Below are 14,817 nucleotides of genomic sequence, written 5' to 3'. Positions count from 1 at the left end.
GCCCCGTGAACACGCTCCCGCCGGACCCGGACCCCGTGCCGATCACCCCGCCCACCGCCTCCCAGCGCGTCATCGCGGCCTTCGAACGCCTCACCGAAGCCGGCCGTCCCGAACTCTGGACCACCCTCCGCGCCGTCGAAGACGTCCTCGTCGACGCCAAGGCCGTCGACGAACGCGTCAAAGCCGGCGAAGACCTCCCGCTGGCCGGCACGGTCATCGCCGTCCAGAACCTGATCGACGTCGCCGGGCAGCCGTCCGGCCACGCCGTCCCGGAGACCAGCGCCCCGGTCGTCGGCCGGCTCACCGCCGCCGGTGCCGTCGTGCTCGGCAAGACCGGTACCGCCCCGATCTCCGGGGCCTGGGACCGCACCAAGGCCGGCGGCAACGGCGCGGCGGTCGCCGTCGCGCTCGGCGTCGTCGACCTGGCGCTGAGCACCGGGGGCGCCGTCCCGGCCGCGCTGAACGCCGTCGCCGCCGTGAAGCCGACGCGCGGCCTGCTGCCGGCCGCCGACACCGTCTCCGTGTACGCGAAGGGCCTGGTCGCGGCCCACCGCGCGCTCACGCTGATGACCGGCGGCGACCGGACCTGGCCCGCCGACGTCCGCCTCGGCGCGGGCGAGCACCCGCGGATCGCCTACCCCACCGGCCTGCCGCTCGGCGAGGCGGCGCGCATCGCGCTCGACATCGTCGTCGCCCGGCTGACCGCGGCGGGTGCCGTGCTCACCCCGATCTCCCTGCCCGAGCGGGGTTTCGACGGCTTCGACGCGCTCATCGTGCCGACCGTGCCGGAGCACCCGGGGATCGCCGAAGCGCTGGCCGACCCGGTCGGCGTGGGGCACCGCCTGGCCTCCTGCACGGCCTTCGCGAACCTCCTCGACCTGGCCGCGGTCACCGTCCCGGTGCTGCCCGGCGACCGCCGCCCGTTCGGCGTCACCTTCCTGACGCGGGCGTTCGAGGACCAGATCGCCCTCGACCTCGCGACCGTCTGCACGGACGAGCCGATGACGCCCTACCCGGAGCCGGGCGAGGACGTCGTCGTGTTCGGCGCGCACCTGCGCGGCCAGCCGCTCAACGCCGACCTCGTCGAGCTCGGCGCCCGCTTCACCGGGCCGGTCCGGACCACCGACGCCTACCGGCTGGTGCTCCTGGACACCGAACCGCCGCAGCCGGGCGTCCTCGAAGGCACCACGACCCTCGACGGCGAGCGCTGGCGCCTGTCCCCGGCCGCGTTCGAACGGTTCGCGGCGACGCTGAAGGAGCCGTTCGTGCTCGACCGCGTCGTGCTGGACGACGGCACCGCGCCCCTGGCCGTCCGATGCCTCGCCGCGGAGGGACCAGGTCTGGACCGCTACGAGTCCTGGCGCGGGTACGTCCGGTTCGCCTCTACCGCCGGGCCGCGAGACCCCGGCTGACGCGGCGCACCAGGCCCGGCCCGTGCAACGCGAAGCCCGTGTAGAGCTGTACGAGCGACGCGCCGGCGTCGACGAGCCGGATGGCGTCGTCCGGGCCCGTGATGCCGCCGACGCCGATGATCGGCAGGCGCCCGCCGGTGTGGTCGTGCACGAACCGCACGACCTCGGCCGCGCGGGTGGTCAGCGGCCGGCCGGACAGTCCTCCCGCCTGTCCGGCCAGGCCGCTTTCCGCTGCGGCGACGCCGTCGCGGGACAACGTCGTGTTCGTGGCGATGATCCCGGCGACGCCGTGCTCGAGCGCGACTTCCAGCAGCTCGGCCAGCGCGTCGTCGGTGAGGTCGGGGGCGACCTTCACCAGCACCGGCGTCGGATTCTTCGCGCCGGCGAGCTCGAGCGACGTCGAACGCAGCTCGCCGAGCAGTTCGGCCAACGCCGTGCGGTCCTGCAGCTGCCGCAGCCCCGGGGTGTTCGGCGAGCTGACGTTGATCGCGAAGTAGTCCGCGTACGGGTGGAGCGCGCGCAGCGAGAACCGGTAGTCTTCGACGGCGTCTTCGAGCGGCGTCACCTTCGACTTGCCGATGCTGATCCCCAGCGGCACACCCGGTTTCCCGTCGCGGGCGAGCTTCGCCGCGAGCGCCGAAGCGCCGTCGTTGTTGAAGCCCATGCGGTTGATGATCGCGTCGCTGGCGGGCAGGGTGAACAGCCGCGGCTTCGGGTTGCCCGGCTGGGCCAGCCGCGTCACGGTGCCGACCTCGACGAACCCGAAGCCGAGCGCGGCCCACGCCGGCAGCGCGCGGCCGTTCTTGTCCATCCCGGCGGCCAGGCCGACGCGGTTGGGGAACCGCAGACCCAGCAGGGTCGCCGGGTCGTCGACACGCAGAACGCCGCGGGGGGCGAACCTGCCGAGCCGAGCGAGGACGGCGATCGTGCGCTCGTGCACCAGCTCGGGGTCGTGGGCGGACAGCCGGTACAGCGCCGGGCGGACGATCTTGTCGAAGAACACGCCCCTATGCTGCCAAACCACCCGCGCGCCGCTACCCGAGCGGGCACTTTCACGTGAAAGTGCCCACTAAGGGCGGTCCTTCCACTCGTCCTCGAGCATCGCGTAGATCAGCTCGTCGGTCCACTCGCCCTTGACGATCTCGTTTTCCTTGAGGTGCGCCTCCCGGCGCATGCCGAGGCGTTCCATGAGCGCGGCGGACGCGGTGTTCCGGCCGTCGCAGCGGCCGATGATGCGGTGCAGCCCCAGGTCTTCGAAGCCCAGACGCAGCAGCTCGGTGGTCGCCTCGGCGGCCAGGCCCTTGCCGTGGTGGTCGGGGTGGAAGACGAACCCGATCTCGCCCTGGCGGTGTTCGGCGCTCAGCCACTCGAGGTTCAGGTCGCCGATCAGCCGGCCGGTCGCGGCCAGTTCGACCGCCACGGCCAGGAACTGCCCTTCCTTCGTCAACGTCGAGCTATGCACGCGCTTCGCGAGCGCGGCCGCCGACTCGGCGCGGCTGCGCGGCCCCCAGTACAGGTAGCGGGCGACGTCGGCGCGGGACTGGAAGGAGTTCAACGCGTCGAGGTCGCCGGGCGTGAACGGGCGCAGGATCAGCCGGGCCGTGGTGATCGGGTAGTCGGGCCTGAGCATGCCTCCAGGCTAGCGAGCGTCAGCCGTTCGGGGGACAGGACACCGAAACACTGATCGCCGGACGGTCGTCTTGCTACGCCCGGTGGCACCAGCTGCACAGATGAGCGAAATAAAGGGACCCCCGGGGTTGCTCTCAAGCGCCGTCAAACGCCTGAGCCCGAGCCGGACTGGTGCTCGGGAGCCCCGGGGGCACGGTGGCTGCCTGGTATTCGCTATCAGGCACCACGTGAAGCAGGCGATGAGCCGAAGGTGGCTCGGTTGTATCGCTGCTCAAAGTCCTTCACGTGCCATCCGCTAGCGGACAGCCACCTCACGAGTCCTGTTGGAATACAACTTAGGACCACCTCCTTTCTCGTGTACTGCCACGCTAGGTGAAGTCGGCCGTGCCGTGCAACGTCATTTCCCGGATCTCACTCCGCAGACCGGCTTTCCGCTGCTCGTCAAGGAAGGAGGCGTCGACGGCGTTCTCCGCGAGCCGGGCCAGCTCGGCCGCGGTGAGGCCCAGGGTCTCGGCGACGGCGACGTACTCGCCGGTGAGCGTGGCACCGAACATCGGCGGGTCGTCGGTGTTGAGCGTCACCACGACGCCGTGGTCCAGCATGCGGCGCACCGGGTGTGCCGCGAGGTCCGCGACCTGGCCGGTCCGCACGTTCGACGTCGGGCACACTTCGAGCGGGATCCGTTGTGCCGCAAGGTGTTCGAGCAGCGCCGGGTCGGCCGCGCAGCTGGTGCCGTGGCCGATCCGCTCGGCGCCGAGGTCGTGCAGCGCCGACCAGATCGTGGCCGGGCCGGTGGTCTCGCCGGCGTGCGGGACGCTGTGCAGCCCGGCTTCCCGCGCCCGCGTGAAGAACGGCTCGAACTGCGCGCGCCCGACGCCGAGCTCCGGGCCGCCGAGCCCGAACGAGACCAGGCCGTCGGGACGTTCGCGCAGCGCGAACACGAGCGTCTCCTGCCCGGCTCGGATGCCCTTTTCGCCCGGAATGTCGAAACACCAGGCCAGTTCCACGCCCAGCTCGGCAGCGCGGGCCCGGCCGGTTTCGAGCCCGGCCAGCAGGTCGTCGCCGGACATGCCGTCGAGCAGGTGGTTGTACGGTGTCACGGTGACTTCGGCGTAGCGGCAGTGGTGCGCGGCGAGGTCCGCCGCCAGCCCTGTGACGAGCGTGTGGATGTCGTGGCGATCGCGCACCAGCGAGGTGACCGCGAGGTACACGGTGAGGAAGTGGGCGAAGTCGCGGAAGGTGAAGAACTCCGCGAGCGCGCGTTCGTCGGTGGGGACCCCGGCGGACGGGCGGCGCCGGGCCAGCTCCAGCACGGTCGGCAGGCTCGCCGAGCCGACCAGGTGGACGTGCAGTTCGACCTTGGGCAGGGCGTGCGCGAACGCGCGCAGCGCCTGCCCGGTCAGGATTCCGGGCATGACTGAGCTCCCTGTTGCTCTTGCGGAGAAGGTGACGGAAGGAGCGCGCGGCTCAGGGAGCGAGGTCGCCGCGTTCGGTGTCGGCCCCGTAGAGCGGGAGCTTGAACGTCGTCACGTGTCCCAGCTTACTGCGCCGGGTACGGGCCTGTCTGGTCCTTCGGGCAGAACCACGTCGGCCGCCGCTGGACGTCGTGGCCCTGCGTGCGCACCAGGAGCTTGCCGCCGCAGCGGAAGCAGCCCTGGCGGGTGCGCTCGTACACCCAGTTCTTGCGGTTGCGGTCGAGGTGGCCGGTGGTGCTCTGGTCGAAGCGCCCGGCGAGAGCGTTGGCCAGCAACAGCTTGCGGGCCAGCGCGACCGTGCGTCCGGCGTCCACTTCGGACACCGGCGTCCACGGCGTCACCCCGAGCAGGAAGGCGATTTCGCACTTGTAGAGGTTCCCGACGCCCGCCATCACGCGCTGGTCGAGCAGTGCGAGGCCGAGTTCGCGGGCCGGGTCGGCGGTGAGGTTCGCGACCGCCCGCTCGAGGTGCTCGTCCGTCCACTTCGGATCGAGCAGGTCCGGCCCGAGGTGGGCGACGAGGCCGGTTTCCTTGCTCGTGGCCACGAACTTCAGGTCGTGGACCCGGAACCCGATCACCTGGACGTCGGCCGCGGTGAGAATCACGCGCGCGTGGTGGCCGGGACGCCGCCACTTCGCGCCGGCCGGGTAGACGTCCCACATGCCGTCCATCATCAGGTGGGAATGCAGCGTCAGGTCGCCGGAGAAGCGGGTGAACAGGTGCTTGCCCACCGTGCCGACGCCGAGCACCTCGCGCCCGGAAAGGTCCACAGTGGCCAATTGGGGCACGCGGAAATCGCCGCGCAGCAACGTCTTCCCGGTCAGCGCGTTCGCGAAACGCTGGGCGACCAGGAAGACGGTGTCACCTTCGGGCACGGCTCACCCCGCGGATTCGGACACCTCGGCCGGCGTGTCCGGGGCCTCGGGGGTCTCCGGCGCCGGGCCTTCGGGCCAGTCCGGGCCCTCGGCGTCCTCGCCGGCGATGCGGTGCCGGCCCGCCCGGTTGGAGCGCAGGATCTTCGCCAGCACCATGTTGAACGTCAGCGCGATCTCCTGGGCGCCCGGCGAGTGCCACTCGTGGATCGGGCTGCACGCGCCCTGGGCCTGCTGCACCGCGAGCCGGTCGGTGATCGCCGTCGGCATCACCAGGGAGCCGAAGTTCTCGCGCAGCTCGGCGATCCGGAACTGGTGCTCGTAGGACCGCACCCGCAGCTTGTTGACCAGGACGCCGATCGGGCGCAGGTCCGGGTTGAGCTCCTTGCGGATCTTTTCGATCGCCTCCAGGGCGCGGTGCGCGCCGGCCACGGCGTACATCGTCGGCTCGGTGACGATCAGCGCGCTGTCCGCGGCGACCAGCGCCGACTTCGTCAGCCGGCCCAGCGACGGCGGGCAGTCCAGGATCACCAGCTCGTACGGCGTTTCGCGCAGCGGCGTGCGGTGCAGCTCGTCGAGCGCGCGCGAGAAGTTCGCCAGGCGCTCGCTGTCGGCGTCCGGGTCGTTGAGCAGCTCCAGCTCTTCGGTGCCGACGAGGACGTCGACGTCCTCGCTCCACACGCTCGGGGCGATCGCGCGTTCCAGCGTCTCGCGGGTCGGGGTCTCGAGCACGTCCGCGAGGGTGGCGTCGGTGTAGGGCGGGTCGAGCGAGGTGGTGGCGTTGCCCTGCGGGTCGAGGTCGACCACCAGCGTCCGCGTGCCCCTACGCAAGGCGGCGGACGCGATACCGAGAGCGACCGTCGTCTTGCCGACGCCTCCCTTGAGGCTGAGTACGGCGACCGTGTGCACGTTCACCAGCCTACGGGTGCGGGCGGGCGGCGCTGCCGGGCAAGGGCCGTTCACTCGAAGGGAGGAGGCCGGGGGGCGGGCGGGGGCGGGCACTACCCTGTGCGACATGAAGACGGAGACCGTGGCCGCCCGGGGTTCGGGCGCCGTCCGCCGGGTGCTCGAGGCCGAGCTGAAAGCCGCTCGCGCCCGGGGTGCCGAGCAGCCCCGCGTCGTCGACGTGGGCGGCGGCAGCGGTGGCTGGGCGGTGCCGTTCGCGGCCGCGGGCTGCCGGGTGACGGTCGTCGAGCCGAGCCCGAACGCGCTGGCCACGCTGCAGCGGCGCGCCGAGGAGGAAGGCGTCTCCGAGCTGATCACGGTGGTCGCGGACGACGCCGACGCGCTCGGCAGGCACGTCCCGGCCGGGTCGGCCGACCTGGTGCTGGCGCACGGGCTGCTGGAGATCGTCGACGACCCGGCCGCGGTGCTTTCGGCGCTGGCCACGGCGGTCGCGCCCGGCGGCGCGGTGTCGGTGCTGGTGGCGAACCGGCACGCGGCCGTGTTCCACCGCGCGCTCGCGGGCCGGGTCGGCGAGGCGCGACGGCTGCTCGAGAGCGCCGACGGGGTCGTCGCGGGCGACACGGTGCTGCGCCGCTTCTCCGCCGCCGGGCTGCGCGCCGACCTGGAGGCCGCCGGCCTGGAAGTCACGCTGCTGCAGGGCGACCGGGTGATCGCGGACCTGGTCTCCGGCGACGTCCGGGACGACGAGCTGGCGGAGTTCGAACAGGTCGCGGCGGGCACGCCGGCGCTGCGGGACGTCGCGGGACGGCTGCACGCGGTCGCACGCCCGGCCTGACCTGCGGTTTCGCTCTTTGCCCAAAACTGTCGGTGACAACTGGGGCTTCGCCCCAGGTCGGGGGCTCCGCCACCCGAACCCCCGAAAAATGTCGGTGGTGGCCGGTAGCGTCCTCGGTGTGGGGCGAAATGCTGAACTACCGGGCGGAATGGGCCGGTTCCGCGTCCGGCCGGGTGAGCCGGTGCCGGACGACACCGGCTGCGGGCTGCTGCACGTCGACATGGACGCGTTCTTCGTGTCGGTCGAGCTGCGGACCCGGCCCGAGCTGGCGGACAAGCCGGTCGTGGTGTCCGGGGGCGGGCCGCGGGCCGTCGTGGCCGCGGCGAACTACCCGGCGCGCAGGTTCGGCGTGCGCTCGGCCATGCCGTTCTCGACGGCGAAGCGGCTGTGCCCGCACCTGATCAACATCCCGCCGACGTCCGGGCTGTACGGCTCGGTGTCCCGCGGGGTGATGGAGATCTTCCGCGAGCTGACGCCGCTGGTCGAGCCGCTCAGCCTCGACGAAGCGTTCCTGGACGTCAGCGGGGCGTTGCGGCGGCTGGGCGCGACACCGGCGTCGCTGGGTGCGGAGATCCGCGCGCGGGTCGCGGCCGAGCACGGGATCACCTGCTCGGTGGGGGTGGCGAAGGTCAAGTTCGTCGCGAAGCTGGCGTCGGGCATGGCGAAGCCGGACGGCATGGTCGTGGTGCCCGCGGCGGAGACACTGGCGTTCCTGCACCCGCTGCCGGTGTCGGCGCTGTGGGGCGTCGGCGCGCGGACCGAGGAGCACCTGCGGCGCCTGGGCCTGGCCACGATCGCCGACGTCGCCGCGTTCCCGCCGGAGCGGCTGAAGAAGTCGCTGGGGGTCGCGGTGGGCGAGCACCTGTACCGGCTCGCGCACGGCGTGGACGAGCGCCCGGTGGTGGTCGATTCGCCGGAGAAGTCGATCGGCGCGGAGCACACCTTCGACGTCGACCTGCATTCCCGGGCTGCGCTCGGGCTCGAGTTGCTGCGGCTGTCCTCGCGGGTGGGGGCGACGCTGCGGGAGCGGGGCGTGCGCGGCCGGACGGTGTCGATCAAGGTGCGGTTCGCGGACTTCCGCACGATCACCCGGGCCCGCACGCTGGTCTCGCCGACGGACGTGGCGCGCGAGATCCACGCGGTGGCCGTGGCGCTGCTCACCGAGCACGCGCCGACCGGGGCGGTGCGGCTGATCGGCGTCCGCGTCGAAGGGCTCGACACGGGGGAGGCGGGGGAGCAGCTGGTGTTCGACTCGCCGGCACCGCGCTGGCGGGACGCGGAGGTGGCGGCCGACGTCGCGCGGTCGAAGTTCGGCTCGGCGGCGGTGCGGCCGGCGTCGTTACTGGGGCCGAAAGAGGGGTGACGGCACGGGCGGTGATGGTCGAGGCTCGCGGCGTTCCCTCACAACGGCGAGTTGGCGGCAATATGGTCACGATCTGTGACGGTGACCGTCTGCAACGCCCGCCCGGCTCGATTTAGCCCAATTCGATCCCTTCTGGATGCGGGATCGGGTAGTCGTGCGGGCGCGGGCCTCGTATCCTGGACAGTGCCACCCCGCCTGGGGTTGGCTGTTGGGTCCAGGACGTTGCGCGGCCCGGCGCCCGCGACAGCTGTGCCGGAGGAGGAAAGATGCCACTCTCCGAGCATGAGCAGCGGCTGCTCGATCAGATCGAGCGCGAGCTCTATGCCGAGGACCCCAAGTTCGCATCCACGGTGCGTGGCACCCGGTTGCGTCGCCCCGCTCGCCGACGGCGTATTCAGGGCATTGCCCTGTTCGTAGTGGGCGTGGCCCTGCTGGTGCTGGGCGTGGTGGTGCCGCAGTTCCGGGTGGCCGACATCCCGCTGATCAGCGTGCTCGGGTTCCTCGTGATGTTCTTCGGAGTCATGATGGCCGTCACATCGATTCGGCACGGCGCCGACGGAGACGGCAAGGGCGGTGGGCAAGGACCGGGCGGCAAGCAAGCAGGCCGCCGGAGTTCCTTCACCCAGAGGATGGAAGAGCGCTTCCGCCAGCGCTTCGAGGAACAGTAGCGCCGCACGACGACGAGATCCGCGTCCCGCCGAACGGAGGGACGCGGATCTTCTTGTGTGCTCAACCACCCGCCCGCCGCCGCTGGATGGCCGTGGTCGGCCGCAGTGACAGCGGGTGACCCCCACACGGGTGACCCGCGGCCTGCGAGGCTCGAACCCGCGTGCCCAGCCCCGTGACTCGCGTGATTGGGCCCGGGACTCGCGTGATCAAGCTCGGGACTCGCGTGATTGAGCCCGGGACTCGCGTGCTTCAGCCCGGGACTCGCGTGATGCCTCGCCAAGCACGCGTGATGCCCGTTGGCGCACGGGCCGCGTGGGTCAGGTGCGGCTGCGGAAGACCGAGCGGGGGAAGAGCTTGCCCTTCCACGACAGCGGCGCGTTGCGGCGCAGGCTCCGCCGCACTCCTTCGAAGGCGGGCGGGAGCTCCGGCCGAGGTGCGTCGTCTCCGCCGTACCAGGACCGCTCCAGTGCGCCGATGACCGTCCGGAGGTCTTCGCGGCCGTCGTCGTCGAGGTGGTGCTTGGCCGCCAGCTTCTGGCCCGCCACGCGGACCGTGTCGCTGCTCGGGATCGGCAGGCCGCGGTCCGCGCACTCCGCGCGCAGCTCCGCCCAGGCCGCGTCGGCCGCGCCCGGTTGCTGCTGGACGATGCGCTGCAGCCGGCGGCGGCGGACCACCTCGCGGACGATGGCCGGGCCGGCCACCACGAGCAGCAGGGCCACCACCAGCACCCCCAGCCACCAGGCCACCGTCGCCGCCAGCAGGCCGAGTGCGGTGATCCAGAACCCCACCGCCAGCAGCGGCAGCCAGCCCACCAGCGCCTGCGGCCGGGACGGCGTCGCCGTGGGGACCGGTGCCGGGGCTCGCACGAGCAGCGCGCCCTCGCTCCGGTCACCCGGTGCCGGTCCGGCCGACGAGGCCGTTTCCGGCTGCGCGGACTTCCGGGCGTTCGCGCGTTCGCGGTCGAGCATCCGGCGCAGCAGCGCCGCCACGAACAGCGCCCCCGCGCCGAGCACGGCGAGCAGCAGGGCGAGGTTGACCAGCCACTCGTCGCTGCCCGTGGCGTCCTTGGGCGCCTGCGCCGGCAGGTTCTGCTCGTTGTCACGCGGGACGCCGGTCGGCGCCGCGCTCGACTGGACCGTGCTCGGCGCCACCTGGGTGTCGTCCGGCTGGGTGCCGTCCTGCGGGCCGGCCTGCAGGTACGACGGGGTGATGCCGCGGCCGTCGGACAGGGGCGTCGGGTCGAACGTCACCCAGCCCTTGGTGCCGAAGTACGCCTCGACCCACGCGTGCGCGTCCTGGGTGCTGATCGACAGGTAGTCGTTGACCTGCACGCCCGGGGTGAAGCCGATCGCCACCCGCGACGGGATGCCCGCCACCCGCAGCATCACGCCCATCGCCGAGGCGAACTGCTCGCAGAAGCCGCGCTTGCCCTTGAGGATGAAGTCGGCGAGCGCGTCGCCGCCGTCCGAGGGCGCTGTCTTCGTGTCGTAGACGAACCCGTTCTGCGCCGTGAAGTAGCGCCAGATCGCCGAAGCCTTGTCGAAGTCGTTGGACGCGCCGGCGATCAGCTGCTCGGTCTTCGCGCGGACGCGCTCGTCGACCTGGTCGATCTGCGTGTAGCGCGGCGGCAGGTCGTTGACCCGCGGGGTCACGCGCAGCTCCGCGGCCGTCGGTTCCTTCAGCGACGCGTATTCCGTGTACGGCTGCGGCGCCTCGCTGCGGGTGGTGAACACCGTGCCGCTGACCTGGTCGTAGAGGTAGCCGCTGGTGGCGCCGTCGATCACGCGCGGCGCGCCGTACACCGGCAGCCAGTTGTCGCGCCAGCTCGTGGGCTCGACGTCGATCTTGCGCGCGGTGCCGGTGCCGTCGTCGCCCGGGGCGGGCGGCAGCTGCGGCGAGACCGGGACGCCCTGCTGCGAACGGCCGTCGTCGCGCAGGCCCCAGCCCTTGTCGGGGTAGTAGGTGTCGAGCGTCATCGCGCGCATCAGCCGCCGGTCGGTGCCGAGGCCGCGAACCTTGAACAGCTCGCGGTCGGCGCCCTGGTCGAGCATGCCGCGCAGCTCGGTGAACGGCTGGATGCCGAAGCCGCCGGAGCCCGCGCCGGCGCCGTTTCCCTTGCCGCCGAACGGCATGCTCCCGACGGTGCCGACCCACGTGATCGCCCCGCCCAGCAGGCCGAGCACGATGGCCGCGGAGACGACCGCGACCGGCGCGGACAGCACGGCCGGCTTGCCGCTGCGGCCCGGCGCTTCCCGGGTGCGCCAGCGCCGGTGCCGGTGGTTGCCGTCGACGGCGAGCAGGCCGGCGAAGGCGGCCGCGCCGAGCAGGAACGTCCACCACGGCAGCATTTCGTCGCTCAAGGCGGCCGGCACGGCGTAGACGCAGAGCAGCACGAGCCCGGTCGCCGCGGGAGCCGCGGCGGCCACGGTCAGCGTGTCGACGAGGACGGCGACCAGCCCGATCAGGATGGTGACGAGGCACAGGATCGGCTGGCTGCCCTCGACCGGCGGCAGCCCGACACGGATCTGCTCGGCGGCGGCCGTCAGCGTGGTGCCGATCTCGGAAAACGCTTCCGGGCCGGGGATGATCTGCAGGATGCCGTGCGTGGTGAAGGCACCGGTGATGAGGAAGAGCAGGACGAGCAGCTGCCCGAGGCCGACCAGGACGGTCGGCACCTGCAGCGAGCGAAGGGCCAGCCCGGCGGCACCGATCAGCAGGACGGCGACGAACAGGTAGCCGAACCAGGCCAGCCCGGCGACCACGCTGCTGACGGAGGTCGCCGCGCACAGGGTGGCAACGCCGGCCGCGACGGGCGCGAGAACGCTGCTGCGCCAGGCGGAAAGCGGACGTTCCGGACGCGGAGCCGGCCGCTCGAACGTGCGCGGCGGTGCGGCGGTGCTCATCGCGAACCCCCGATGAAGGTGCTGGGGCGGGTGACGGTGCGGCGGGCCGCGGTGCCGGTGGGGCGGGGTGCGGTGTCGGTTGGCGTGGGCCGCCCGATCGGCGTGCCCCGGCGGGAGCCGTCGCGGCGAGCAGTGTCGGTCGGCGCGGCCCGGCCGATCAGCGTGCCCTCGCGGGTGCCGGTGGGGCCGGGTGCGGTCCCGGACTCGTGGTGGTGGCCAGGCCGGAAGCTGCTCATCGCGGCCCGCCGATCAGCGTGCCCCGGCGGGCGCCGCTGCGGCAGAGCTCGGCCCACACCTGGGGCATCGGCGACCCCGGCCCTGCGACGATCACGCCCCAGCCCGCCGCGCGCAGCAGGGCCGCCGAGTCCTCCGTTGCCGCCGCTCGCTGCTCTGGGGCCGTCACCCCGGCCGACCACGTCGGCGTGTCCAGCAGGACCGCCAGGCTCCGGATCCCGCGAGGGCGGTACTGGGTCAGCTCGTGCACCGCCTCCGTGCTCACCGTGCCGAGCACCGCGATCAGCTCCTGGCCCTCGGCCGGGTCGCCGGCCAGGGTGATGTCGCGCTGGTGTGCCGGCTGCAGCGCCGCCAGGGCGTCGAGCACCACGTGGTCGTAGTGGTCGCCGCCCTCGCCCGGGGTGTCGGCCAGCGTCACTCCGTGCTCGGTGACCAGGCGGACGCGGTGGCCGGAGCGGCGCAGGTGCAACGCCGCCGACGCCGCGAACGACACCGCCCACTCCAGGCTCGCCGCCGGGCCGCTGCCGTGGTGGGCGGCCGCCCGGTGGTCGAGCAGCACCGTCGTGCCGCCGCGCCACGGGCGTTCCTCGACGCGCACCATGATCTCGTCGCGGCGGGCCGTCGAGCGCCAGTGGACCTTCCGCAGGTCGTCGCCCTGGCGGTACTGGCGGACGATCACGTCGGCCTCGCCCTGGCCGGCGTGCAGCCGGACCGTGCCGTCGTCGCCGACGCCGATGCCCGCGCCGCTCGGGAGGCCCCACAGCGCGACCACGCGGGGAACCACGACCAGCCGCGAGTGCCCGATCAGCTCGCGCTCGAACTCGCACAGCCCGAACGGGTCGGTGATCGTCGCGCGCAGCGGCCCGACCTGCTGGATCCCGCGCAGCACCGGCTGCAGCGGGTAGCGCAGGGCGACGCGCCGGTCGTGCGGGAGGCGCTCGACGACGAACCGCGGCCGCGAGCCCAGCGCGTACGGCACGCCGTCCTCGAGGAGGATTTCGCCGGCGGGCAGCCGTCCGCTGCGCCACAGCTCCAGCTGCACTTCACCGTTGCCGCCGACCGCGACCCGTTGCGGGCGCAGCGCGCGGGTGGCGCCGATGCGCAGCCGGGTCGCCGAGATGAACGCGGCGACCAGCAGCGGCAGCGCCACCACGAAGATCGCGACTCGCAGCAAGTCGCGTTCGTCGAGCACGAACGAGCACACCGCGGCGGCGATCCCCGCGGCCAGGAGGCAGCGGCCGCGGGTGGTCAGGCCGGACAGGGCACGCAGCATGCGGTTCTCTTCCCCTTGGGCGACAGACATTTTTCGGGGGTTCGGGTGGCGGAGCCCCCGGCCTGGGGCGAAGCCCCGGATGTCACCGCTAGGGCCGGGTGCCCTGCGGCACCGGCACCCGGTGCAGCACCGCGCGCACGACGTCGGTGGCCGACCGGCGGGCGGCGTGGGCCTCCGTGGTCAGCACCAGTCGGTGCGCCAGGACCGGGACCGCCACCGTGTGCAGGTCGTCCGGCACGACGTAGTCGCGGCCCGACAGCGCCGCCTGCGCCCGCGCCGCGCGGACCAGGTGCAGCGTGGCCCGGGGGGACGCGCCGAGCCGGATCTCCGGGACACCGCGGGTGGCCGCGACGACGTCGACGGCGTACCGGCGGACCTCCGGCGCGATGTGCACGCCGCGGACCGTCTCGATCAGCCTGTGCACGGTCTCGCCGTCGGACACCGGCTGCAGGTCCTCGAGGGGGTTGTGGCCGGCGTGCTCGTCGACCATGGCCAGCTCGGCCTGCTGGTCGGGGTAGCCGATGGAGACGCGGGCGGTGAACCGGTCGCGCTGGGCCTCGGGGAGGGCGTAGGTGCCTTCCATCTCGATCGGGTTCTGGGTCGCGATGACCATGAACGGCTGCTCGAGGCGGTACGTCGAGGTGTCGACGGTGACCTGGTGCTCTTCCATGCACTCCAGCAGCGCCGACTGCGTCTTCGGCGAGGCGCGGTTGATCTCGTCGCCCACCACGATGTTCGCGAACACCGGGCCGGGGCGGAAGTCGAACTCGCCGGACTGGCGGTTGTAGATGGAGACGCCGGTGACGTCGCTCGGCAGCAGGTCGGGGGTGAACTGGATACGGCTGACCGTGCAGTCGATCGACCGGGCGAGCGCCTTGGCCAGCGACGTCTTCCCGACGCCGGGCACGTCTTCGACCAGGAGGTGGCCTTCGGCGAGCAGGGTGACCAGCGCGATCCGGATGACGTCGGGCTTGCCGACCAGCACGCGCTCCACGTTGGCGGCGATCCGCCGGGCGGTGTCGTGCAGTTCGTCCAGCGGCACTCTGCCGGGGTGACCGTGGGCCCGGCCGTTGCCCGAGGGCTCCGCCGGATAAAGCGGCCGCCCGGATGCCTGCTCGCCCGATCCGGGCGCGGCAGACTGGATTCTCGACGTCACTCGACCTCCTGGTGGCGCATGGCCGCGCGCATTGTGCGCCCGGCCGGGCCGAACGGCCCCCTCGCTGCTGTCCGCGCGCAGCGACCAGCC

Annotated in this window: 13 protein-coding genes; 4 read left to right on the top strand and 9 right to left on the bottom strand. The window is 72.9% G+C overall.

The features are described from left to right. Positions 1-5 precede the first annotated feature (5 nt). Positions 6-1,412, top strand: coding sequence for an allophanate hydrolase-related protein (locus tag BLW76_RS34670; RefSeq protein ID WP_091315516.1), 1,407 nt, complete (start codon positions 6-8; stop codon positions 1,410-1,412). Here BLW76_RS34670 and BLW76_RS34665 read toward each other — a convergent pair. From BLW76_RS34665 to BLW76_RS34645, 5 genes are all read right to left on the bottom strand, one after another. Continuing rightward, positions 1,384-2,415 carry a quinone-dependent dihydroorotate dehydrogenase gene (locus BLW76_RS34665; protein ID WP_091315514.1) on the bottom strand — a complete coding sequence of 344 codons (1,032 nt, stop codon included), beginning with the start codon at positions 2,413-2,415 and terminating at the stop codon, positions 1,384-1,386. The two genes, BLW76_RS34670 and BLW76_RS34665, sit on opposite strands and share 29 nt — an antisense overlap. A 66-nt stretch (positions 2,416-2,481) precedes the next feature. Further along, entirely contained in the window at positions 2,482-3,042 is a 561-nt protein-coding gene (locus BLW76_RS34660; RefSeq protein ID WP_091315512.1) for a GNAT family N-acetyltransferase, read from the bottom strand. 367 nt (positions 3,043-3,409) lie between these two features. After that, the gene (gene add, locus BLW76_RS34655; protein ID WP_091315509.1) at positions 3,410-4,456 is read right to left on the bottom strand and encodes an adenosine deaminase; all 1,047 of its coding nucleotides are present in this window, start codon (positions 4,454-4,456) and stop codon (positions 3,410-3,412) included. 125 nt (positions 4,457-4,581) lie between these two features. After that, positions 4,582-5,391: a DNA-formamidopyrimidine glycosylase family protein gene (locus BLW76_RS34650; RefSeq protein ID WP_091315506.1), complete on the bottom strand. Its 810-nt coding sequence runs from the start codon at positions 5,389-5,391 to the stop codon at positions 4,582-4,584. Positions 5,392-5,394: 3 nt separating this feature from the next. Further along, positions 5,395-6,297: a ParA family protein gene (locus BLW76_RS34645; RefSeq protein ID WP_091320231.1), complete on the bottom strand. Its 903-nt coding sequence runs from the start codon at positions 6,295-6,297 to the stop codon at positions 5,395-5,397. A gap of 106 nt (positions 6,298-6,403) precedes the next feature. Between BLW76_RS34645 and BLW76_RS34640 the strand changes: the two genes are divergently transcribed. The 3 genes from BLW76_RS34640 to BLW76_RS34630 all read left to right on the top strand — a co-directional run bounded on the left by BLW76_RS34640 (position 6,404) and on the right by BLW76_RS34630 (position 9,160). After that, positions 6,404-7,129: a methyltransferase domain-containing protein gene (locus BLW76_RS34640; protein ID WP_091315504.1), complete on the top strand. Its 726-nt coding sequence runs from the start codon at positions 6,404-6,406 to the stop codon at positions 7,127-7,129. Between the two features lie 148 nt (positions 7,130-7,277). After that, complete coding sequence (gene dinB, locus BLW76_RS34635; protein ID WP_091315502.1) at positions 7,278-8,492, top strand: DNA polymerase IV; 1,215 nt, start codon at positions 7,278-7,280, stop codon at positions 8,490-8,492. A 266-nt stretch (positions 8,493-8,758) separates the two neighbouring features. Next, entirely contained in the window at positions 8,759-9,160 is a 402-nt protein-coding gene (locus BLW76_RS34630) for a DUF3040 domain-containing protein (protein ID WP_091315500.1), read from the top strand. 318 nt (positions 9,161-9,478) lie between these two features. On the opposite strand, the gene BLW76_RS34625 is transcribed toward BLW76_RS34630, so the two are convergent. The 4 genes from BLW76_RS34625 to BLW76_RS34610 form a co-directional block, all read right to left on the bottom strand. Then, positions 9,479-12,064: a transglutaminase TgpA family protein gene (locus tag BLW76_RS34625; protein WP_091315497.1), complete on the bottom strand. Its 2,586-nt coding sequence runs from the start codon at positions 12,062-12,064 to the stop codon at positions 9,479-9,481. After that, positions 12,061-12,300 (bottom strand): hypothetical protein, encoded by a 240-nt coding sequence (locus BLW76_RS34620; protein ID WP_091315494.1) that lies wholly within the window; start codon positions 12,298-12,300, stop codon positions 12,061-12,063. Before BLW76_RS34620 ends, BLW76_RS34625 begins: the two co-directional genes overlap by 4 nt. Further along, positions 12,297-13,571: a DUF58 domain-containing protein gene (locus tag BLW76_RS34615; protein ID WP_091315492.1), complete on the bottom strand. Its 1,275-nt coding sequence runs from the start codon at positions 13,569-13,571 to the stop codon at positions 12,297-12,299. Before BLW76_RS34615 ends, BLW76_RS34620 begins: the two co-directional genes overlap by 4 nt. An 88-nt stretch (positions 13,572-13,659) precedes the next feature. Further along, complete coding sequence (locus BLW76_RS34610) at positions 13,660-14,727, bottom strand: AAA family ATPase (protein WP_208613452.1); 1,068 nt, start codon at positions 14,725-14,727, stop codon at positions 13,660-13,662. Positions 14,728-14,817 lie beyond the last annotated feature (90 nt).

It is taken from the genome of Amycolatopsis tolypomycina (assembly GCF_900105945.1).
Classification (GTDB): Bacteria; Actinomycetota; Actinomycetes; order Mycobacteriales; family Pseudonocardiaceae; genus Amycolatopsis; species Amycolatopsis tolypomycina.
This window is presented reverse-complemented; position numbering and strand designations above follow the sequence as displayed.

Excerpts from the sequence above, each read along its gene's own strand:
- BLW76_RS34615 (WP_091315492.1), bottom strand. The coding sequence starts at position 13,571 with ATGCTGCGTGCCCTGTCCGGCCTGACCACCCGCGGCCGCTGCCTCCTG.
- BLW76_RS34625 (WP_091315497.1), bottom strand. The coding sequence starts at position 12,064 with ATGAGCACCGCCGCACCGCCGCGCACGTTCGAGCGGCCGGCTCCGCGT.
- BLW76_RS34640 (WP_091315504.1), top strand. The coding sequence starts at position 6,404 with ATGAAGACGGAGACCGTGGCCGCCCGGGGTTCGGGCGCCGTCCGCCGG.
- BLW76_RS34620 (WP_091315494.1), bottom strand. The coding sequence starts at position 12,300 with ATGAGCAGCTTCCGGCCTGGCCACCACCACGAGTCCGGGACCGCACCC.
- dinB (WP_091315502.1), top strand. The coding sequence starts at position 7,278 with ATGGGCCGGTTCCGCGTCCGGCCGGGTGAGCCGGTGCCGGACGACACC.
- BLW76_RS34630 (WP_091315500.1), top strand. The coding sequence starts at position 8,759 with ATGCCACTCTCCGAGCATGAGCAGCGGCTGCTCGATCAGATCGAGCGC.
- add (WP_091315509.1), bottom strand. The coding sequence starts at position 4,456 with ATGCCCGGAATCCTGACCGGGCAGGCGCTGCGCGCGTTCGCGCACGCC.
- BLW76_RS34660 (WP_091315512.1), bottom strand. The coding sequence starts at position 3,042 with ATGCTCAGGCCCGACTACCCGATCACCACGGCCCGGCTGATCCTGCGC.